This is a genomic window from Micromonospora jinlongensis (assembly GCF_013410645.1).
In the GTDB taxonomy this organism is placed as follows: domain Bacteria; phylum Actinomycetota; class Actinomycetes; order Mycobacteriales; family Micromonosporaceae; genus Micromonospora; species Micromonospora zamorensis.
The window spans coordinates 908,941-926,697 of sequence record NZ_JACCHK010000001.1 but is presented as its reverse complement, the minus strand read 5'-3'; the positions used below and the strand labels follow the sequence as shown (position 1 = coordinate 926,697).

The window sequence follows — 17,757 nt, the reverse complement described above, 5'->3', positions numbered from 1 at the left end:
GTGGCGAGGAATGATGTTCTCAGTGGAGGAACGCGACCTGATCCGGCGGCGGCTGCTGAATCTGGCGGATCAGGACCCCGCTGTCGTCGCCGCCGCGATCACCGGCTCGCACGCCACGGACGATGAGGATCGCTGGTCGGACATCGATCTGGCCTTCGGGGTCAGGGCCCCCCTCGACGCCGCCATGCGTCGATGGACGCAACAGATGTACCAGGACTTCGCGGCGGTCCACCACTGGGATCTGACGTCCGGGTCTGCGATCTACCGGGTGTTCCTGCTACCTCACTGCCTGGAAGTCGACCTCTCGTTCAGCCCGGAAGTCGATTTCGGGCCGCGAGGCCCGAGCTGGCGACTCATCTTCGGGCGAGCCACACCACCCCAGGCCGCCGCGATGAGCGGTCGCGACGACACGGCTGGCCTGGCATGGCACCACGCACTACACGCGCGGATCAGCATCGAACGGGGCAGATACTGGCAGGCGGAACACTGGATCAGCGCCATGCGCACCCAGACGATCGCGCTCGCCTGCCAGCGCCTGGGCCACCCCACCAGCTACGCCAAAGGCGCCCACCTGCTGCCCGCCGACATCACCGGCCCGCTCGAAACGACCCTGGTCCGCTCCACTGACGAGAGCGAGTTACGCCGTGCGCTCTCGGCTGCCGCAACGGCCCTGACCTCGGAACTCACTCGAACGGACCGGACTCTGGCCGAGCGCCTACATCCGATTCTCACCGAACTCGCCGCGATCAACCGACGGCCACAGGGCAGCACGCCACACGCCCAGTTGCCGCAGCAACACTGAGGCTCGGACGCCGCGCGTCTCGCGCGATCGACGGCACCGCCAGTCACTGCGACCCCAAGCGGTCAGGATCCTGGTTGGGCTCCAGGCCCGGGCAACAGGTCGATGTCCGTAGCCCGCATGGGCTGTTCGCACTCCGAGCACCGCAGCTCCACATGGCTGATCTTGGAGCAGGCGTGGTGGCGGTACAGCACGGGCGGGCCGGCCTCGCCCGCCGTCCACCGGTCACCCCACCGCACCATCACAAGCAGCAGATCACAGAGCTCCGTGCCCTTGTCGGTGAGCAGGTATTCGTGGCGGAGCGGCCGGACTGAATACTCACGCCGGGTCAGGACGCCCTGTTCGACCAGCCAGCTCAGCCGTTCCGCGAGCACCTTGCGGGACATGCCGAGGCCCCGTTGGAGTTGCTCGAAGCGGTGCGTGCCGGCGTAGACGTCCCGCAGGATCAGCGGAGACCACGGCTCACCGATGACGTCGAGGGTGCGAGCGATCGAGCACGCCATGGCGCCGAACTGCGTTCGTTGCATGACACCACGATACGCAAAGGTGGTTCCTTCAAGGAACTGACTCTGTTAGCGTCACGTCAGTCCATCCCCTTAAGGAACGGACTGGCCCTGTCCCCCTCCACACGCGTGTGGAAGCCGAAAAGAGGCCCGCATGAGCCATCCGCCGATCGTGCCGACCGGGGACTGGCAGGACGCGGTAGGCGCCCTGCGCGTACGCGAAAAGGCACTCACCCGTCAGCTCGACGCAGTGGCCGCGGCGCGGCGCCGGCTACCGATGACGCCGGTCGAGCAGGACTACGTGTTCGAGGGCCCGTCCGGGCCTGCCAGTCTGAGCGACTTGTTCCAGGGCCGCCGCCAGCTCATCGTGTACACCTTCATGTGGAACGGCATCGACGCTGTCTGCTCCGGCTGCTCGATGTTCACCGACAACGTCGGACACCCGGCCCACCTCAACGCCCGCGACGTCACCCTCGCGTTGACGTCTCATGGCCCACTGGACGACCTGCTGGCGGTGCGCCGGCGAATGGGTTGGGACCTGCCCTGGTACTCGTCGCTGAACAACACCTTCAACGCCGACATGGGAACCGGTGACGGATTCGCGCTGAACGTCTTCCTCCGCGCCGACGACCGCATCTTCCGCACCTACACCACCACCGCCCGCGGCGTGGAACGGCTCGGCAGCAACTGGACCTTCCTCGACCTGACGCCGTACGGCCGACAGGAGACCTGGGAGGACTCCCCGGAAGGCTGCCCGCAAACCCAGCCCTACCAGTGGTGGCGGCTGCACGACGAGTACGACACGACCAAGGATCGGTCATGACGGCCGACACGCCGGTCGCTGAACTCCTGTTCCAGCAGGAGGATGCGACGCCCTTCGACACCGACGCGGCGACACTCAAGCCGTGGAGCCAGGCACTGGCCTGTCTGCGGTCGGCGCACAAGTGCTGGCTGTCCACTGTGGGACCCGATGGTCGACCACACGCCGCGCCGGTGATGGTGGTGCTGGCCGACGGCGCGCCGTGCATTGCGAGCCGCCCACACTCCCGCAAGAGTCGAAACCTGGCCGGCAACCCTCGCGCTGTCATCACCGTGAGCGGCGAAGACCTCGACCTGGTCGTGAGCGGTGAAGCTCACCGGGTGTCCGGCGGCACCGCACTGCGTCGGGTGGCCGCCGCCTTCGCGACAAAGTACGGCTGGACGTTCGACATCAGGGACGGCCGGGTCCACGACGAGAGTCTGCCCGGATCACCCGAGTACGCCTTCCACCAGATCTCCCCGGTCCGGGCTTTCGGCTACGGAACGGACGGGCTGACCGCAACCCGGTGGCGGTTCAACCGCACCTGACGTCACGCCCAGCCCGTCCGCCGCTGGTACGTCTGCGCCACACTCCTCGACGTCGGAGCCACCGGCCTGGGATCAGTGAACGGGCTCGCCGAACCAGCGGGAGAGGTGCTCATCCAGGCTCTGCTGATCGTCACCGACCCAGGCGACGTGCCCGTCGGGGCGCAGCAGGACACAGGGGACGTCCAGCTCAGCGGTGGGATCCGCCAGGTGATCCACCCGGTCTGTCCAGCCGCCGACGGTCAGGCGTTCGGTGCGGTCCAGCAGCAGGCCCCGGCCTCGATGCAACAGACCGTAGAGGTTGCCCTGTTTCACGGCGACGTCGCGCAGGCGGCGACCGAGCAGGTCGGGGCCTGCGCCGAAGTCGTACCGGATGCCGATCGCGGTGATCTTCTCGATCAGGTGGCGGTTCACCTCGTCGACGTCCATCAGTTCGGTGAGCAGCCTGCGTACGGCCTGCGGGCCCGGTTCGGGGGACAGCAGTTCCATCTGGGCTCGGGTGTTGTCCAGCACGTCCTCGGCGACCGGGTGACGTTCGGCCTGGTACGTGTCCAGGAGGGTCTCCGGCGCCCAGCCCCGGATGTGCGCGGCCAGTTTCCAGCCGAGGTTGAAGGCGTCCTGAACGCCCAGGTTGAGGCCCTGTCCCCCGATGGGCGGATGGATGTGGGCGGCATCGCCGGCCAGGAGGACGCGGCCGACCCGGTATCGGTCGGCCAGCCGGGTGGCGTCTCCGAAGCGGGACAACCAGCGTGGGGAGTGCACACCGAAATCGGTTCCGGCGATGGTGCGCAACTGTTGTTTGAAATTCTCGAGGGTGGGCGTCACCGCACGGTCGCTGACTCCCGCGGCGGGCACCACGACGCTGTAGACCCCGTTTCCTGCGGGCCGGAGCCAGAAGGGGTGATGGTTTTCGCGGATCGCGTTCACCGTGGCGGCGATCTCCTCCTGCGGCGCGCCCACCTCCATCTCGCCCATCAGCGTCTCGGTCCGTGCGGGCTCCCCGGGAAAGCCGACGCCGAGCAGTTTGCGCACCGTGCTGCGCCCGCCGTCACAGCCGACGAGATAGCGTGAGCGCAGCTGCTCCCCGTCGGCCAGCTCGACGGTCACACAGTGGTCGTCCTGCTCGATGCCGACGACCGCGCAACCATGCCGAACCTGCGCGCCCAGTTCGATCGCGTGCTCTTCGAGCAGGCCGACGATGACCGGCTGCGGGATACCCAGCAGATAGGCGTACGAGGAATCCAGGTCCTTCGGCGCGGGTTTGGCGATGGCCGCGAAGAAGCCGGCGGCCGGCCGCTGCCTGCCGTGCGGGAGGACGCGCTCCAGCAGGCCGCGCATGGCCAGCAGTTCGAGGCTGCGGACATGCAGACCGACGATGCGGACGAACGACGCGGGCTCGGTCTCCTTCTCCACCACGAGGACCCGCACGCCGTGCAGCCGCAGTTCGGCCGCCAGCATCGCACCGGTCGGCCCGCACCCGGCAATGATCACGTCGAAGATGAGGGGCGGGCGATCCGCGCCGGTGGACGGCGACTCGACCCTGGTCTGCGACGAGGGCTCGGCGGTGAATTGTTGAGGGCGCATGGGTGTTGCCTTTCGGGAGGGCCTTGTTGGCGGGGCGCTCCCGGCGACACCTACGTCAATCGCCCGGCCGTGACGGGAAGGGGGAGCACCCAGATCGCTGCATCGTTCATGGGTCTCACCTCCTCGGGCCGGTCACGTCACCTGCAAGCTACAAGCCCGACCATCATCCCGCCAGCTCTTTTCGGCCATGGTCACGGGCCTACGGTCGCTTGTCCGCGCCGGGGCTTGCGCTGATGGACTCCTGGTAGATGTCGGCGTAGGTGCGTGAGTCCTTGATCAGGTCGTCGCAGAAGGCGGCGACGTCGGTGCCGATGAGTTGCGTGACCCCCTTGCCGGCGGCGACACCCTCCTCGAAGAAGTCGACGATCCCGGGGAGCAGAGGGCCGTCCGGCAGGTCGACCGGCCCGACCTTGAACAGGTATCTCTGCATTTCCTTGTAGACGATCTGGTAGTCCGGCGGGAGCGCCTCGACCCGTGCCACGTGCGCCCGCCACTGCTTCTTGCCCTCGATGATGTCCTGAATGCCCACGTCAGCCTCCCAGCCGGCCCAGTTTTCTTGCCACGTTCCTGTTCAGCTGCTCGCGCCACCGATCGCGGTAGGTGCGGGCTCCCTCACCGCCGGCCAGCGCCGCACAGAAGCCGGGGATGTCGTCGCCTAGCACCGCGTGGGCGCTCTGCCCGTCCGCCGCTGCCTCTTCGAGCAGCCCCAGGGCCGCGTCGAGAATCGGCGTCAGATTGCGGCCGGTGAAGCCCGCGTAGGGGTGCAGGCAGCTCTTGATCTGCTGCCACGCCGCCTGGTGGTCGACCGGCAGTGCCTCCGCCCGGGCTTCGAACGCCTGCCATTCCCGGGTGAGGTCGCTGCCGGTGATGGTTTCCCAGAAGCTCATCTCCCGCCCTCCTTGAGCCTGTCGATGCGAGTTGAGACGTACTGCCACTTCGCCCAGAACGTCGCGAGTTCCCGACGCCCTGCGTCGTTGAGCGCGTAGAACTTGCGCGGAGGGCCCACCTCGGACGGCCTTTTCGTCACCTCGACGAGGCCGTTCCTCTCCAGTCGCAGCAGGATGGTGTAGACCGTTCCCTCGACCACGTCGGCGAAGCCCAGCTCGTTGAGCCGGCGCGTGATGGCGTACCCGTAGGTTTCCTCACCGCCGATGATTTCGAGAACGCAGCCTTCGAGCGTGCCTTTCAGCATCTCCGTCAGGTCGTCCATCGCGCTCCTCGCCTGCCACCTGGTACCTCGTACTACCGGGTACCGCTATACGGTATCACCGAGTAGTGATACCCGGTAGTGCCGAGTACGAGCACGGCGAACGTCGCGCTCGTACTCGTCGCCGTCAGCGGTCCTGCAGGCGAGTCAGCGATCGGTGCAGCCACTCGGCCATCAGCGCGCGCTCGGCCTCGGTGATCCCTGGGAGGTCGGGCAGCACCGTCGCGAATGTCACCGCGACCGCGCTCGTGGCCGTGTCGGGTGCCGCCGGAGTTGTCGCCAGGATGCTGTTGAGCACAGCGTCGAGCATGGCCTCGCTCAGACCGGGGTCGCGCTGCTCCGGGGGCGCTCCCAACAGGGTCAGGATGGTTCCGTTGCCCGCAGAGTGGATCATCAAGAGCGCGCGCTGCTCGTCAACCCGGAGGAGGCCGGCAGCGGCGAGTCGCCGAACGCGGCGATGCAGCACGTCGAGGCCCGCGACCGTCGCCGGCGAGGGTGCGGCGCTCCCCCGCGTCGCGATCAGCGCGTACAGCTCGGGGTTCGCCAGGCCGAACTCCACGTGCGTACGCCATCCGGCGCGCAGGTCTGCGACCGGGTCACCCGCCGCGACGTCCGCCGCGACCGACTTGCCGCTGACGTAGGTGGCCATGACATGTTCGGCGACGGCGTCGATGAGGCCGTCCTTGTCGCCGAACAGGCGGTAGATGGTCGGGGCCTGCACTCCTGCGGCCTGGGCCACCGCGCGCGTCGTCACCGCGTTCGCGCCCTTCGCGCGCAGCAGTTGGATGGCTGCCGCGACGATGCCGGAACGGACGTCGTCGCGAGATGCCGTGTCCTGCGTCGTCACCATGAACCGATGCTAACAGCGCCTTGTTATCTGCGGAATATCGGTGTTAACGTCATGGACGTATCGCCGATAACAAGGGAGCGTTCATCATGTTGGTCGTCACCGGTGCCACTGGTCAGCTCGGGTCCCAGATCGTCGACCTGCTCCTCGACCGGCTGCCACCCCAGGCCGTGGGCGTGAGCGTGCGCGACGTCGACAAGGCCGCGGACCTCGCCGAGCGCGGTGTCCGGGTCCGTGCTGGAGACTTCACCGACCCAGCCACGCTGGAACACGCCTTCGAGGGTGCCGAGAAGGTCCTCATCGTGTCCGCCGCCATCCGCGGTGCCGGTGCGCTCACCGCGAACCGCGCCGCCGTCGACGCCGCCCGGGCCGCAGGAGCCAAGCGAATCCTTTACACCAGCCACCAGGCCGCCTCCAGGGACTCGCTGTTCGCCCCCCAGCCCACGCACGCCGCGGCCGAGGAACACCTGGCCGGCCTGGGAGTTCCCTTCACCGCACTGCGCAACGGGTTCTACGCGAGCACGCTCAGCTACTCCATCGGTGCGGCGCTGGAGACCGGGCACCTCGTGGCGCCGGCGGACGGGCCGGTGTCCTGGACCGCGCATTCCGACCTGGCCGAGGCCGCAGCCATCGCAACGGCAGAGGAGGGCCTGCTCGATGGCATCACGCCCGCGCTGACCGCGGCGGAGGCGCTCGACCTCGAGGCGGTGGCCGGCATCCTCACCGGGATCACGGGCCGCGACATCACCCGAGTGGTCGTCGGCGACGAGGAGTGGAAGGCCGACGCCGTCGCGCACGGCATGCCCGCGGCAGCCGCCGACTTCACCCTCGGCATGTACCGCGCAGCCCGACGGGGAGAGTTCGCCGTCACCGACCCGACGCTGGAAACCCTCATCGGTCGTCGTCCGACGTCCGTCCGTTCGGTGCTCGAGGCCATCGTCTCCCAACGGTGAGGCGTGCTGACGAGCACCAGGCCTGCGCCCGCTGACTGTCGATCGCCGACCCAGGAGACAGCGATCGCCCTACTGAAGTGAGCCGTTGGCCCACCATACGAAGGCGGCCTTCAGTCGTAGAGAATACGAGCCAGCATGGCCGGGTCGGTGACGGAGGCGTGGGCAACGTCGGTCAGTTTGCGGTTGTGCCGGCGGGCATAACCGCGGATGACGGCGAACGCCTCGTCAACGTCGATACCGGCGGCTTGCGCGACTGCTCCCTTGGCCTGTTCGATAACGATGCGGCTGGTCAGAGCGCCGTGCAATTGCTCGGTCAGGAGTTCGCCTCGTCGGATGGCGCGCTCCTGCAACAGGCCGATCGCCGCAACATCCGCCAAGGCCTGCATCACCGGCACGTCGGTGCCCTCGAAGGTGCCACCCTTGATGCCGCCGAAGACGTTCAACGCTCCGATCACCTGGCTGCGCAGTCGCAGCGGGAACGCGTGCACCGACTGAAACCCGGCGGCGGTGGCACGTGGCGCGAACAGGGGCCATCGCTCCCCTGCTTCGCTCAGGTTGACGTTGATGACGGGCACGGCAGTCCGGAAGGCTTCCAGGCAAGGGCCCTCGTGATTCTGTAGCTGGAACAGCTCCACCAGCTTGACGTTCTCGTTGGAGCCTGCCATGAACTCGAGCCGACCATGCTGATCGGCCAGGAGGAGCCCCACTGCGGCCGCGTCGACCAGGTCGGCCGCCCGGTCGGTCAGCATGTGGAGGAAATCGATCAGGTCAAAGTCGTCCACCAGAGTGTCGGCCACCTCGACAAAGATCGTCGCCATCCGTTCGGCGGAAACGATGGTCATGCTTGCCTCCCGGCTCGTCCGGCCCTCATACGTGCGGTCATCGGAATCTCGGTTACCGCTCGTCGCGGTCGAACCGCAGCCGGCGCGCGACGACGTCTCGGGTCACATCGCAGAGGCGACGATCCTCCGCGTACGCATAGGCCCGGATTCGCGCCATCGCCTCACCGAGGGTAATCCCAAGCTGCACCATGACCATGCCCTGGGCTTGGAACAATTCCGCACGGTAATCGGCCCCGTCATCGACGAGTTCGGCGATGCCGCCGTTGGTCCTTTGTGCCTGCTGGTCGAGTAGGGCGGTCACGGTGACGTCGGCGAAGGTGAGCGCATCGGCAAGCTCCGCACCGGTCAGCGGGCCGACACGGTCACGGAACACGTCGAGGACACCCAGGCGGGCAGCGCCGATCTGCAGCGGGAACGCGAACACCGCGCGTAGACCGTTCGCATGGGCGGCAGGTGCGTAGAACGGCCAACGACCGTCTGCGCTGTCCACGAGATTACCCAGGTCAGGGATCAACACCGGTCGACGGCTGGCGAAGGCGTCGATGCAGGGCCCTTCACCGATCATGAACTGCAACTCCTCGATACGCTCGCTGACCGAGTCGGACGCGGCCGCTGCGCCACGGACTCCGCCCTCGGTCATCACACTGATCCCAGCCCCGAACGCTGCTAACTCCTGCGCGGCGGCGCCACAGACCCGGCGGAGCAGGCCATCGTCTCCGCCGGGTCCGTCGGGCTGCCGGAGGATGAGGTCCCTGATGACTGCGGTGCGGTCATCCACGGCTCGGACCGACGGCACGACCAGCATCGGCGAGCTGACAGTCCAGCGGCGTACCGGAGTTCACGGGATTCGGATGCAACACGGCGGCACCTTCCAAGTGAGGCGCCGCCGAGGACTGGGGCAGCATGACTCGTAGAGCCGGTTGGCTCATCCTAGCTGCGGATCGACTGCGTCGCAGGATGAAGTGGACCGCCACGCTTCGCTGACCTGTCGCGTAGTGGGTTGCTAGGCGGTAGCATCCAGGAGCGGTCCGTTGTGGGCCGTTGCCCTGGACCCCGGCATAAGGCACATCATGCTGAGGTGGGCTATGGCGCAGGTATTCGGCGAGCACTTCTCCATCACCGTGCTAGCCGCCCCAGATGCACCAACCGCTCTGGTGCGCCTCGCGGGCGAGATCGACCTGGCCGCCAACTCGGCGCTGACGGACGTGGTCGACCACCTGTCCACCGTCGCGCCGACCGAGGTCGTGGTTGACCTGGTTGGTGTCAGCTTCGCCTGCTCCACCTTGCCCAATTTCCTGGCCCGGGTGCACCTCAGTCTTCCGAACCGCCCCGCGCTGGTCGTCTGTCGGCCTACAGCCAAAATCCGGCGGTTGTTCGATCTCACCGGGATGGGCCAGATCGCGACACTGCGCGACAGTCTGCCAACGTCTGGTCCTTCGGAGCCGAACAAGGGCGTACGACAGCTGGAGTCCGAGGAGGACGTAGCAGCGCACTGCCCCCGGCCGGCGGATCGGTGTGGCGATCAGCGGGTCGCGTGATGACCAGGCCCCTCCACGGTGAGTTGACCCTCGACCGGGTCGAGGCCCGACCATCGGCGACATGGACAACCAGCCGACACTCGACCAGACCATGACCCGCATCGGTGCGGCGGTGCAGCTCGGCAGATCAGGGCAGAAGGCTCTCGCCCGTGACGCCCTCACCGCGCTGTGGGACGAGATCGGCCCCACCGGCGACGCCTTCCACCGCTGCACCCTCGCCCACTACCTCGCCGATCTCCAGGACACCACCGAGGCGGAGCTGGCGTGGGACGAGCGCGCCCTGGCCGCCGTGTCCGACCTGACCGACGAGCGCGCCCAGCGTTACCTGCCCTCGCTCCAGGTCCGGGCGTTCCTGCCGTCGCTGTACCTGAACCTGGCCGACTGCCACCGGCGCCTGGGCAACCCCGCCCAGGCCCGGGAGCACCTGGCCCGGGCCGGCGAACACCTGGCGCACCTGTCCGACGACCCGTACGGCGAGGCCATCCGCGCCGCAATCCGCGAGTTCGCCGCGGACGACCCGACCGACGCCCGGCGGTAACGGTCGGCGGGTCCGCCGGCGATCTGTAGGTTGTCTTCTTGACGGGCGGCTGGTGTGTAGCTAAGTTTCAGCCACCCGGACTGAGAGGCGTCTATGCAGACCCGACTCGTTACCGCGACCGCCTGGGCGGCCACACTGGTGGCCACCCTCGCTTCCCTCCCTGCCCAGGCCGCCACGCCGGCGCGCCCGCCGAATGCCGAGCACGGCTGGGTGACGTCCACGCTGCGACACATGAGCCTGGAGCAGAAGGTCGGCCAACTCTTCGCCACCTACGTCTACGGCGGTGACGCCGTGGACCCCAGCGCCACAGACCGGGCCGCGAACCTCGCCGCCTTCGGTGTGGAGACCCCGGCCGAGGTGATCGAGCGGTACCACCTGGGCGGCGTCTGCTACTTCTCCTGGTCGCACAACCTGGACAGTCCCCGGCAGATCGCGACCCTCTCCAACGGACTCCAGCGTGCCGCCCGCGGCGACGGGGCGAAGGGCAGGGTGCCGCTGCTCATCTCCACCGACCAGGAGCAGGGCGCGGTGGTGCGAATGCCCTCCCCCGCCGCCCAGTTCCCCGGGTCGATGGCGCTGGGCGCGGGGCGGTCGGCCCAGGCCGCCCAGACGGCGGCGGAGGTCACCGGACGCGAGCTGCGCGCCGTCGGCATCCGCCAGCCGTACGCGCCGATCGCCGACGTCAACGTCAACCCGGGCAACCCGGTGATCGGCGTGCGGTCCTTCGGCGCCGACCCCACCCTCGTGGCCGACCTCACCGCCGCCCAGGTCACCGGTTTCCAGGACCAGGCCGGGGTGACCGCCGCGGCGAAGCACTTCCCGGGGCACGGCGACACGGCCACCGACAGCCACACCGGTCTCCCGGTGATCAACCACAGCCGCGCCGAGTGGGACCGGATCGACGCGCCGCCGTTCAGGCGTGCCATCCGCGCCGGGGTCGACACGATCATGACCGCGCACATCGTGGTCCCGGCGCTCGACCCGTCCGGCGACCCCGCGACCTTGTCGCCGACGATCCTCACCGGTGTGCTGCGCGGTGAGCTCGGTTTCCGGGGCGTCATCGTCACCGACGCGCTCAACATGGCTGGCGTGCGGGCGAAGTACGGCGACGAGCGGGTGCCCGTCCTGGCGCTCAAGGCCGGCGCCGACCAGCTCCTGATGCCGCCGAATCTCGCGCTGGCGCGGGACGCGGTGCTGCGGGCCGTCGCCACCGGCGAGCTCACCGAGCGTCGGATCGACGAGTCGGTCCGACGCATCCTCGGCGTGAAGTATCGCCAGGGACTGGCCCGCTCCCCGCTGGTCGACGTGGAGAAGGCCGTGCGGACCGTCGGCGCTCCGGAGCACCTCGCCGCCGTCACCCGGGTCACCGACCCCACGCTCACCGCCGTCCGCAACGACGCCGGAGTGCTGCCCCTGCCCCACGCCGACCGGTCGGTCCTGATCACGGGCTGGGACAGCGCCGCCTTCGCCCCGGTCGCGACGGTCGCCGCCGGATTCACCGCGCGGGGTGCCCGTGCCACCGCCCGACCGGCGACCCTGCCCTCCGACGCGACGATCGCCGCCACGGCGAGCCAGGCCGCCGAGCACGACCTCACCGTCGTGCTCGTGAACAAGGCGTGGGACACCGCCGTCACCGACCCGCGAGCCACCCAGCAGCGCCTCGTCGCGGCGTTGCTCGGCACCGGGAAACCCGTTGTCGTCGTGGCCGTCCGCGACCCGTACGACATCGCTTACCTGCCGGGTGTCACCACCTACCTGGCGACGTACTCGTACACCCGCGCGGCGATGGACGCCCTCGTCCGCGCGCTGCACGGCGAGTTGTCCCCGAGCGGACGGCTGCCCGTCACGATCCCCACGGCCGAGGGGGCGGGCTCCGTGCTCTACCCCTACGGCCACGGCCTGAGCTGGTAGGAGGCAAGCATGCAGCGGAGGAATCTCCTCATCGGCGCGGTCGGCGCGGGCGCGCTGGGGGCGGGGACGCTCGGCGCAGGACCGGCGTCGGCCGGCTCCCGTGTTCGTCGGGTCCGCACCGGCCTCGACGAACTGGTGTCGTCCGGGTTCGCCGAACTCGCCGGTCAGCGTGTGGGCGTCGTCTCCAACCCGACCGGTGTCGACGCGTCCTACCGGCACCTCGTCGACCTGATGCACGGCTCCGGTCGGGTGCGACTGGTCGCGGCGTTCGGCCCCGAGCACGGCTTCCGCGGCTCCGCCCAGGCCGGTGGCAGCGAGGGAACCGGCGTCGACGCACGCACCGGCATCCCGGTGTACGACGCGTACGGCGCCTCGCAGGCTCGGTGGGAGGCCATGTTCACCGAGGCCGGGGTGGACACGGTGGTCTTCGACATCCAGGACGTCGGAGTCCGCTTCTACACCTACATCTGGACGATGTACACCTCGATGGTCGCCGCGGCCCGGGTCGGCAAACGCTACGTCGTGCTGGACCGGCCCAACCCGATCGGCGGGCGGGCCTACGGGCCGTTGATGACCAGCGCGTACACCTCGGGAGTCGGCCTGAAGGAGATCATCCAGCAGCACGGGATGACCGTCGGGGAGCTGGCCCGGTTCTTCAACGCCACGTTCCTGCCGGCCGAGGCGGGGCGACCGGTCGACCTGCACGTGGTCCGCTGCCGGCACTGGAAGCGCGACGCCCTCGCCGCCGACACCGGCGTGCCGTGGGTGATGCCCAGCCCGAACATGCCCACCCCGGACACCGCTCTGGTCTACCCGGGAACCGGCCTGTTCGAGGGTGTCGCCTCGATCACCGAGGGGCGCGGCACGACTCGTCCGTTCGAACTGATCGGCGGGCTGGCGACGGACTTCGACCACCACTGGGGTGACCGGCTCAACGCCCGGAACCTGCCCGGGGTCGAGTTCCGCGAGGCGTACTTCTCGCCGACCTCGGCGGGGCAGAAGCCGGACCTGCTCAACAAGCTCTGCGCCGGCGTCGAGGTCAAGGTCGTCGACCCGGCGGTGTACGACCCGATCCGCACCGGCGTGGCCATGCTCGTGGAGGCCCACAAGTACCCGGCGTTCGCCTGGCGACGTGACTCGTGGGACGCCGTGCGCCCGTACTGGATCGACAAGCTCACCGGGTCGCCGCGACTGCGGACCCAGATCGACGCCGGAGCTGACGTGGACGACGTCGTCGGCGCCTGGGCCGAGGAGTTGGCCACCTTCAACCGGCAACGCCGGCCCTACCTGCTCTACTGAGGAGCGCGGTCATGACCAGGTCGACTCGTCGTCCGCTCCGCTCACTCGCGCTCGGCCTGGCTCTGGTGACCCTGGGCACGGCGCTGCCCGCCACCGGGGCGGCCGCCGCGACACCTTCGTCCGGTCCGCCGACCGTCACCCCCGCCGACCTCCAGTTCCGCCACGACACGTTGCGCCGGGGCAGCGCCCGCCAGGTCGGACTGCTCCCCGACCAGGTGGATCGCATGCCCGCCGACCTGGCGGCGTACCTGCAGCCGACCCCGGACCACCCCGGCTACCCGGCGTACGCCGGCGCGGTGGTCCTGGCCGCCAAGGACGGTGTGATCGTCCAACACGCCGCCGTGGGCAGCGCGGTGAAGTACTCCGAGGTTGGGCCACCCCCCGGCCTGGTCGGTGTGGAACTCCCCGCCGACCAGCAGATCCCGACCCGGCGCGACACCATCTTCGACCTGGCGTCGGTGTCGAAACTGTTCACCACGATCGTCGCCATGCAACAGGTGGAGCGGGGACGGGTGGAGCTGGACGTGCCGGTCGCCCGGTACGTGCCGGAGTTCGCCGCCGGCGGCAAGGCGACGGTGACCGTGCGGATGCTGCTCACCCACACATCGGGTCTGCCCGCGTTCGCACCACTGTGGAGCAGGTACCCGACACCGGCCGAGCGGTTCGCCGCCGCGCTCGCCACGCCGCTCACCACCGGGGCGACGCCCGGTGGCCAGTACGTCTACTCCGACCTGGGGCTGATCGCGCTGGGCGTCCTGCTGGAGCGGGTCGCCGGTCGGCCGCTGGCCGACCTGGTCCGCGACGGCGTGACCGGGCCGCTGGGCATGACCGACACCGGCTACAACCCCGGCCCGCAGCGGCGGTCGCGGATCGCCGCGACCGAATACCAGCCGTACGCGGGACGCGGCATGGTGTGGGGTGAGGTGCACGACGAGAACGCGTGGTCGCTCGGCGGGGTGGCCGGGCACGCCGGGGTCTTCTCCACGGCCGCGGACCTGGCCGTGCTCTGCCAGTCGCTGCTCAACGGCGGCGAATACCGCGGCCGGCGGATCCTGCGCGCGCAAACGGTGCGCGCGATGCTGGTCAACTACAACGCGCCGCTGGAGTCGGCCTACCCGGAGAGCGACCGCGGGCTCGGTTTCGAGCTGAACAAGCACTGGTACATGATGGGGCTCTCCTCGCCGGTGGCCTTCGGGCACACTGGCTTCACCGGAACGTCGATCGTCATCGACCCGCTCTCCCACTCGTTCGTCGTGATGCTCAGCAACCGGGTGCACCCGGACCGGGGCTGGGGCAGCAACAATGTCGCCCGACGGGCCGTCGCGCGTGACCTCGCGGAGGCGTTGCCGGTACGCCCGCGCTCGGCCAGCTCCTGGCGGGCCGACCCACGGGACTCCGCGACGAGCACGCTCACGGCGCCGCTGCGCCGGCCCGGCCGTGGCGGGGCGGCGAGCTTCCTGCTCTGGTACGACACCGAGCCCCGCTTCGACAGCGCGCGATTCGAGGTTTCCACCGACGGTGGTCAGACCTGGGCGCTGGCGACGATGCAGCTCCGCGACGCCGCCCGCCGGTGGAGCGCCGACGGAACGGTCACCGGCTACGGGGGTCGGGTGTGGTGGCAGGTCTCGGTGGTGCTGCCCGACCAGGCCACCCACCTGCGGTTCAGCAGCAGCACCGACGGCTCCGGGCAGGGGCGTGGCGTCTACGTCGACCGGGTCGTGGCAGCGGACCGGCACGGCATCCTCTTCTCCGGCGAGGGTGCCGACGCCCCCCGGTTCGTCGCCGACGGGTGGTCACCGGCCCGGAGCTGAGACGTTGCACTGTCGCAGCGTCCCTGCCAGGGTCGACGGATGTCAGCAGCGACCGGTACCAACCTGCTCGAGGCAGCCGACGAGATGACGCGGGTGCTGCACCCGCACCACGAGCGTGACTGGTCCGTGCCCGCCGGCACGCTGACGTGGAGCTGCTGGACCACCGCCGCGCACGTCGCGCACGACCTGCTCGCATACGCCGGCCAGGTCTCCGCCAGCCCGAAGGACAGCTACCTGCCGTACGACCTGCGGGTCTCGCCCGACGCGGGCCCGGCGCAGACCCTCACCGTGGTGCGTGCCTGCGCCGGGCTGCTCGCCACCGCCGTCGACGCTGCCCCGACGGACGCGCGGGCCTGGCATTGGGGTCCCTGCGACCCGGCCGGCTTCGCCGCGATGGGGGTGGCCGAGACCCTGCTGCACACCCACGACATCACCCTCGGTCTCGGCGTGCCGTGGCAACCACCGCGGCGGTTGAGCACAGTGGTGCTGCGGCGGCTCTTCCCGGACGCCCCGGACGGCGCCGCGCCCGAGGTGCTGCTGTGGATGACCGGTCGCGGTGACCTGCCCGGCCGGGCACGGCGCACCTCGTGGGTTTGGCGGGCGGCGGTGGACTGACCGTCAGCCGGCGGTCAGCGAGTGCCGGTGACCGTCCAGCGGAAAGGGTGGCCGGGCCGGCAGCATCTCCTGAAAGACGTAGCCGCTCTTCTGCGCCACCCGGCAGGACGCCAGGTTGTCCACCTGGTGCAGCAGGTCGAGGCGGGTCAGGCCGGGAAACCGGTCGAACGCCCACCCGCTCAGCGCGACGACCGCCCGGGGGGCGATTCCGCGACCGCGGGCCCAGGCCGCTGTCCAGTACCCCACCTCGGCTGTCGGGCCGTCCGGCGTGGCGTTCTTGAGCACCACGTTCGCCACCAGCCGTGGGCCGTCCGGGTCGTCCCGGAGGACGGCGAAGCTGTAGCGGCTGCCGTCGTTCCAGTCCCGTCGCACCCGGTCCAGCCACTGCCGCGCCTCGGCGGCGTTGGTCACGGGCAGGCGGGTCCACCGGCGCAACACCGGATCCCGGTACGCGTCCACGAGGGCGTCCAGGTCGTCGGCGCACCACTGTCGCAGGGTGAGGTCCCGCGCCGGGGAGACGGCCGGCGCCCGTAGCTCGATCAGCATCCGCACAGTGTGCCGCCGCGAGTCCTGATCGGGGTGCCCCTACCCGTCGCGGGTCAGCCCCGGCGGCGCCAGCGCAGCCACCAGCTCCGGCGGGTGCGCCGCGGCGACGCGACGGCGGTCACCGGCTCGCCGGCGGGCGTGGTGATCTCGGGTCGGGCACGCTCGGCGCGCCACCGGCGCACCACCTCGTCGGCGTTCACCGGCCGCACTGAGACGCGAGGGCCGTCGGGGTTGCGCAGCCACGCCACGATCTGGGCGTTGAGCTGCCCCACGAAGTCCCGCACGGACTGTTCGGTGGGCAGGTCGCGGACCTCGTCGGGGACCTGCTCGACGCGTCGGCGCAGTTGCAGCGAGGTGGGCAGGAGCAGGTCGCTGGGCAGAGCCTCACGCTCCAGGAAACTCTTGATCCACCACGACTCGTCGTACGGCGCCCCTCGACCGGGGATCGGCTTGCCCATCCCGGGCAGGTCGTCGAACTCACCGCGTTGCACGGCTCCCTGGATCTGCGCCTCCACGGCCGCTTCCCACGCCTCTGTCACCCTGCGGCACCTCCCCCGGCCACCGTAACGCGCCGCCTCCGGACGGCGACACGCACTTGCAGTGACTCAGCGCGCCCGCAACCGTGACCATTCCCGGTGGCCGCCGGCCGAGGGGTTTCGGGCCGTCTGGGCGGATCCAGGGCCACGACCTGCCAGGTGGCCCTGGGCCAGCGCGGTCACCTCGGCCTACGGTCGGTGCGGGGTCGCCGAACGGGGGAATCGTCATGGTGAGCACGGGCGCTCTGCTGGGCATCACGTTGGTGGCGTTGGGGCTGGTGCTCACGCCCGGCCCGAACATGGTCTACCTGGTGTCCCGCTCGGTGGCGCAGGGCCGCCGGGCCGGGCTGATCTCGCTGCTCGGGGTGGCTGCCGGGTTCGGCGTCTACCTGGTCGCGGCGGTCGCCGGCCTGGCTGCGGTCTTCGTCCTGGTGCCGACGCTGTACGCGGTGGTGAAGCTGGCCGGGGCCGGCTACCTGCTGTGGCTGGCCTGGCGGACGGTGCGCCCGGGCGGCCACTCGCCGTTCGCGCCCACCCCGCTGCCGCCGGACCCACCCCGGCGACTGTTCACCATGGGCCTGATCACCAACCTGCTGAACCCGAAGATCGCCATCCTCTACGTGTCGCTGCTACCGCAGTTCATCGACCCGGCGCGGGGGCACCTGGCGATGCAGAGTCTGCTGCTGGGCCTGACCCAGATCGCCGTCGCGTTGAGCGTGAACGCGCTGATCGTGCTCAGCGCCGGGGCGCTGGCCGGCTTCTTCGCCCGCCGACCGGTGTGGCTGCGGGTGCAGCGGTGGGTGACCGGGACGGCTCTCGCGGCGTTGGCTGTCCGGATCGCCACGGACCGTTCCCGCGCGGCGATCGCCGCACCCTGACACCCG

The 17,757-nt window shown here is 69.9% G+C and carries 21 protein-coding genes; 11 read left to right on the top strand and 10 right to left on the bottom strand.

Features of this window, described 5'->3' with window-relative positions:
- Positions 1 to 13: 13 nt before the first annotated feature.
- Entirely contained in the window at positions 14 to 802 is a 789-nt protein-coding gene (locus tag HNR22_RS03730) for a nucleotidyltransferase family protein (RefSeq protein WP_179783383.1), read from the top strand.
- Between the two features lie 62 nt (positions 803 to 864).
- Here HNR22_RS03730 and HNR22_RS03725 read toward each other — a convergent pair whose 3' ends face one another.
- Positions 865 to 1,326, bottom strand: a complete 462-nt coding sequence (locus HNR22_RS03725) for a winged helix-turn-helix transcriptional regulator (protein ID WP_179779085.1) — start codon at positions 1,324 to 1,326, stop codon at positions 865 to 867.
- 130 nt (positions 1,327 to 1,456) lie between these two features.
- Between HNR22_RS03725 and HNR22_RS03720 the strand changes: the two genes are divergently transcribed.
- Both HNR22_RS03720 and HNR22_RS03715 read left to right on the top strand, forming a co-directional pair.
- The gene (locus HNR22_RS03720) at positions 1,457 to 2,125 is read left to right on the top strand and encodes a DUF899 domain-containing protein (RefSeq protein ID WP_179779084.1); all 669 of its coding nucleotides are present in this window, start codon (positions 1,457 to 1,459) and stop codon (positions 2,123 to 2,125) included.
- Entirely contained in the window at positions 2,122 to 2,649 is a 528-nt protein-coding gene (locus HNR22_RS03715) for a pyridoxamine 5'-phosphate oxidase family protein (RefSeq protein WP_179779083.1), read from the top strand. The genes HNR22_RS03720 and HNR22_RS03715 overlap by 4 nt, the downstream gene beginning before the upstream one ends.
- A gap of 72 nt (positions 2,650 to 2,721) precedes the next feature.
- Here HNR22_RS03715 and rox read toward each other — a convergent pair whose 3' ends face one another.
- The 5 genes from rox to HNR22_RS03690 form a co-directional block, all read right to left on the bottom strand.
- The gene (gene rox / locus HNR22_RS03710; RefSeq protein WP_343060029.1) at positions 2,722 to 4,146 is read right to left on the bottom strand and encodes a rifampin monooxygenase; all 1,425 of its coding nucleotides are present in this window, start codon (positions 4,144 to 4,146) and stop codon (positions 2,722 to 2,724) included.
- A 283-nt stretch (positions 4,147 to 4,429) separates the two neighbouring features.
- Positions 4,430 to 4,759 (bottom strand): DUF1048 domain-containing protein, encoded by a 330-nt coding sequence (locus HNR22_RS03705; protein WP_179779081.1) that lies wholly within the window; start codon positions 4,757 to 4,759, stop codon positions 4,430 to 4,432.
- Position 4,760: 1 nt separating this feature from the next.
- Positions 4,761 to 5,117, bottom strand: a complete 357-nt coding sequence (locus HNR22_RS03700) for a DUF1048 domain-containing protein (protein WP_179779080.1) — start codon at positions 5,115 to 5,117, stop codon at positions 4,761 to 4,763.
- Positions 5,114 to 5,440, bottom strand: a complete 327-nt coding sequence (locus HNR22_RS03695; RefSeq protein ID WP_179779079.1) for a PadR family transcriptional regulator — start codon at positions 5,438 to 5,440, stop codon at positions 5,114 to 5,116. Before HNR22_RS03695 ends, HNR22_RS03700 begins: the two co-directional genes overlap by 4 nt.
- 124 nt (positions 5,441 to 5,564) lie before the next feature.
- A complete protein-coding gene (locus HNR22_RS03690) occupies positions 5,565 to 6,287 on the bottom strand; it encodes a TetR/AcrR family transcriptional regulator (RefSeq protein ID WP_179779078.1) in 723 nt (240 codons plus the stop codon).
- 86 nt (positions 6,288 to 6,373) lie between these two features.
- On the opposite strand from HNR22_RS03690, the gene HNR22_RS03685 reads away from it, so the two are divergent.
- Positions 6,374 to 7,237, top strand: a complete 864-nt coding sequence (locus HNR22_RS03685; protein WP_179779077.1) for an NAD(P)H-binding protein — start codon at positions 6,374 to 6,376, stop codon at positions 7,235 to 7,237.
- Positions 7,238 to 7,347: 110 nt separating this feature from the next.
- On the opposite strand, the gene HNR22_RS03680 is transcribed toward HNR22_RS03685, so the two are convergent.
- Together HNR22_RS03680 and HNR22_RS03675 are read right to left on the bottom strand one after the other, a co-directional pair.
- On the bottom strand, positions 7,348 to 8,079 hold the full coding sequence (locus HNR22_RS03680; RefSeq protein WP_179779076.1) for a GAF and ANTAR domain-containing protein: 732 nt from the start codon (positions 8,077 to 8,079) through the stop codon (positions 7,348 to 7,350).
- A gap of 52 nt (positions 8,080 to 8,131) precedes the next feature.
- Positions 8,132 to 8,857 carry a GAF and ANTAR domain-containing protein gene (locus HNR22_RS03675; RefSeq protein WP_343059665.1) on the bottom strand — a complete coding sequence of 242 codons (726 nt, stop codon included), beginning with the start codon at positions 8,855 to 8,857 and terminating at the stop codon, positions 8,132 to 8,134.
- A gap of 307 nt (positions 8,858 to 9,164) precedes the next feature.
- On the opposite strand from HNR22_RS03675, the gene HNR22_RS03670 reads away from it, so the two are divergent.
- The 6 genes from HNR22_RS03670 (at position 9,165) to HNR22_RS03645 (ending at position 15,791) form a co-directional block, all read left to right on the top strand.
- Entirely contained in the window at positions 9,165 to 9,617 is a 453-nt protein-coding gene (locus HNR22_RS03670; protein ID WP_179779074.1) for an STAS domain-containing protein, read from the top strand.
- Positions 9,618 to 9,678: 61 nt separating this feature from the next.
- Complete coding sequence (locus HNR22_RS03665) at positions 9,679 to 10,155, top strand: hypothetical protein (protein WP_179779073.1); 477 nt, start codon at positions 9,679 to 9,681, stop codon at positions 10,153 to 10,155.
- 93 nt (positions 10,156 to 10,248) lie between these two features.
- On the top strand, positions 10,249 to 12,066 hold the full coding sequence (locus HNR22_RS03660) for a glycoside hydrolase family 3 protein (RefSeq protein ID WP_179779072.1): 1,818 nt from the start codon (positions 10,249 to 10,251) through the stop codon (positions 12,064 to 12,066).
- A gap of 9 nt (positions 12,067 to 12,075) precedes the next feature.
- The gene (locus HNR22_RS03655) at positions 12,076 to 13,365 is read left to right on the top strand and encodes an exo-beta-N-acetylmuramidase NamZ family protein (protein ID WP_179779071.1); all 1,290 of its coding nucleotides are present in this window, start codon (positions 12,076 to 12,078) and stop codon (positions 13,363 to 13,365) included.
- An 11-nt stretch (positions 13,366 to 13,376) separates the two neighbouring features.
- The gene (locus HNR22_RS03650) at positions 13,377 to 15,176 is read left to right on the top strand and encodes a serine hydrolase domain-containing protein (protein ID WP_179779070.1); all 1,800 of its coding nucleotides are present in this window, start codon (positions 13,377 to 13,379) and stop codon (positions 15,174 to 15,176) included.
- 39 nt (positions 15,177 to 15,215) lie between these two features.
- Positions 15,216 to 15,791, top strand: a complete 576-nt coding sequence (locus tag HNR22_RS03645) for a maleylpyruvate isomerase N-terminal domain-containing protein (protein WP_179779069.1) — start codon at positions 15,216 to 15,218, stop codon at positions 15,789 to 15,791.
- Between the two features lie 3 nt (positions 15,792 to 15,794).
- Here HNR22_RS03645 and HNR22_RS03640 read toward each other — a convergent pair whose 3' ends face one another.
- On the bottom strand, positions 15,795 to 16,337 hold the full coding sequence (locus HNR22_RS03640) for a GNAT family N-acetyltransferase (protein WP_179779068.1): 543 nt from the start codon (positions 16,335 to 16,337) through the stop codon (positions 15,795 to 15,797).
- Positions 16,338 to 16,390: 53 nt separating this feature from the next.
- On the bottom strand, positions 16,391 to 16,876 hold the full coding sequence (locus tag HNR22_RS03635; RefSeq protein ID WP_179779067.1) for a DnaJ family domain-containing protein: 486 nt from the start codon (positions 16,874 to 16,876) through the stop codon (positions 16,391 to 16,393).
- A 224-nt stretch (positions 16,877 to 17,100) separates the two neighbouring features.
- Here HNR22_RS03635 and HNR22_RS03630 point away from each other — a divergent pair, with 224 nt between their 5' ends.
- Positions 17,101 to 17,751 carry a LysE family translocator gene (locus HNR22_RS03630; RefSeq protein ID WP_179779066.1) on the top strand — a complete coding sequence of 217 codons (651 nt, stop codon included), beginning with the start codon at positions 17,101 to 17,103 and terminating at the stop codon, positions 17,749 to 17,751.
- Positions 17,752 to 17,757 lie beyond the last annotated feature (6 nt).

Coding starts and splice junctions, on each gene's coding strand:
- HNR22_RS03670 (WP_179779074.1), top strand. CDS start 9,165: ATGGCGCAGGTATTCGGCGAGCACTTCTCCATCACCGTGCTAGCCGCC.
- HNR22_RS03665 (WP_179779073.1), top strand. CDS start 9,679: ATGGACAACCAGCCGACACTCGACCAGACCATGACCCGCATCGGTGCG.
- HNR22_RS03680 (WP_179779076.1), bottom strand. CDS start 8,079: ATGACCATCGTTTCCGCCGAACGGATGGCGACGATCTTTGTCGAGGTG.
- HNR22_RS03720 (WP_179779084.1), top strand. CDS start 1,457: ATGAGCCATCCGCCGATCGTGCCGACCGGGGACTGGCAGGACGCGGTA.
- HNR22_RS03640 (WP_179779068.1), bottom strand. CDS start 16,337: ATGCTGATCGAGCTACGGGCGCCGGCCGTCTCCCCGGCGCGGGACCTC.
- HNR22_RS03630 (WP_179779066.1), top strand. CDS start 17,101: ATGGTGAGCACGGGCGCTCTGCTGGGCATCACGTTGGTGGCGTTGGGG.
- HNR22_RS03725 (WP_179779085.1), bottom strand. CDS start 1,326: ATGCAACGAACGCAGTTCGGCGCCATGGCGTGCTCGATCGCTCGCACC.
- HNR22_RS03650 (WP_179779070.1), top strand. CDS start 13,377: ATGACCAGGTCGACTCGTCGTCCGCTCCGCTCACTCGCGCTCGGCCTG.
- HNR22_RS03690 (WP_179779078.1), bottom strand. CDS start 6,287: ATGGTGACGACGCAGGACACGGCATCTCGCGACGACGTCCGTTCCGGC.
- HNR22_RS03700 (WP_179779080.1), bottom strand. CDS start 5,117: ATGAGCTTCTGGGAAACCATCACCGGCAGCGACCTCACCCGGGAATGG.
- HNR22_RS03645 (WP_179779069.1), top strand. CDS start 15,216: ATGTCAGCAGCGACCGGTACCAACCTGCTCGAGGCAGCCGACGAGATG.
- HNR22_RS03695 (WP_179779079.1), bottom strand. CDS start 5,440: ATGGACGACCTGACGGAGATGCTGAAAGGCACGCTCGAAGGCTGCGTT.
- HNR22_RS03730 (WP_179783383.1), top strand. CDS start 14: ATGTTCTCAGTGGAGGAACGCGACCTGATCCGGCGGCGGCTGCTGAAT.
- HNR22_RS03655 (WP_179779071.1), top strand. CDS start 12,076: ATGCAGCGGAGGAATCTCCTCATCGGCGCGGTCGGCGCGGGCGCGCTG.
- HNR22_RS03660 (WP_179779072.1), top strand. CDS start 10,249: ATGCAGACCCGACTCGTTACCGCGACCGCCTGGGCGGCCACACTGGTG.
- HNR22_RS03715 (WP_179779083.1), top strand. CDS start 2,122: ATGACGGCCGACACGCCGGTCGCTGAACTCCTGTTCCAGCAGGAGGAT.
- HNR22_RS03685 (WP_179779077.1), top strand. CDS start 6,374: ATGTTGGTCGTCACCGGTGCCACTGGTCAGCTCGGGTCCCAGATCGTC.